We start from the raw sequence: 1,340 nt of genomic DNA, 5'->3' as shown, positions 1-1,340 counted from the left end.
ACTTCGAGCAGGGTGATGGCGTACTTTTTGTAGAACGGACCGGCGAGTTACATCCGGCGTGCGAGGATAAGGCTGACGAGGCCGCATCCGTAGCGAAAGCAAGTCTTAAAAGGGCGAGATAGTACGCTGGAGTAGACCCGAAACCGGGTGATCTACCCATGTCCAGAGTGAAGCGGGAGTAACATTTCGTGGAGGCTCGAACCAACCGTCGTTGAAAAGGCGGTGGATGAGGTGTGGGTAGTGGTGAAATGCCAATCGAACCCGGAAATAGCTGGTTCTCCCCGAAATAGCTTTAGGGCTAGCCTTGTGGCATAAGCCCCGGAGGTAGAGCACTGAATGGGCTAGGGGCCTTCACCGGTTACCGAACTCAATCAAACTCCGAATGCCGGGTGCTTGGACCACAGGAGTCAGACTGCGAGTGCTAAGATCCGTAGTCGAGAGGGAAACAGCCCAGACCGCCAGTTAAGGTCCCCAAACCGTGCTAAGTGGAAAAGGATGTGAGGTTGCCCGGACAACCAGGATGTTGGCTTAGAAGCAGCCACCATTTAAAGAGTGCGTAATAGCTCACTGGTCAAGTGACCTTGCGCCGAAAATGTAACGGGGCTCAAGCACGGTACCGAAACTGCGGACTACTCGAGGTTCGATGTTCGAGGTTCGAAATTCGAATCGAACATCGAACATCGAACTTCGAGAGTGGTAGGGGAGCGTTCCCATTGGGTAGAAGCCGTACCGGAAGGAGCGGTGGACCGGTGGGAAGTGAGAATGCCGGTATGAGTAAGCGAAAAGGCAGGTGAGAATCCTGCCCGCCGAAAGCCTGAGGATTCCTGGGGAAGGCTCGTCCGCCCAGGGTAAGTCGGGCCCTAAGCCGAGGCCGAGAGGCGTAGGTGATGGACAATCGGTTGACAATCCGATACCACCTTGGTGCCGATTGAGTGAAGGGGTGACACAGGAGGGTAGGCCGAGCGCGCGGCTGGAAAAGCGCGTCCAAGCCGGTAGGGAGTGGAGCAGGCAAACCCGCTTCACACAAAAACCCGAGAGGTGAGGGGGAGCGAAGACAAGTAGCGAAGCGGCTGACCCCATACTGTCAAGAAAAACCTCTAGCGAGGCAACAAGGTGCCCGTACCGCAAACCGACACAGGTAGGCGGGGTGAGAATCCTAAGGCGCGCGAGAGAACCCTCGTTAAGGAACTCGGCAAAATGACCCCGTAACTTCGGGAGAAGGGGTGCCCCGTTAGCGTGAAGGACTTTTACGTTTGGAGCGCGAGGGGGTCGCAGAGAAAAGGCCCAAGCGACTGTTTACCAAAAACACAGGTTCCTGCTAAATCGCAAGATGACGTATA

1 rRNA gene is annotated in these 1,340 nt (G+C 55.7%); it reads left to right on the top strand.

Features of this window, described 5'->3' with window-relative positions:
• Nucleotides 1–1,340: ribosomal RNA gene (locus IT084_RS17555) — 23S ribosomal RNA — on the top strand; the annotation flags it as partial.

The organism is Desulfallas sp. Bu1-1 (assembly GCF_015594625.1).
In the GTDB taxonomy this organism is placed as follows: Bacteria; Bacillota; Desulfotomaculia; order Desulfotomaculales; family Desulfallaceae; genus JADNRQ01.
This window is presented reverse-complemented; position numbering and strand designations above follow the sequence as displayed.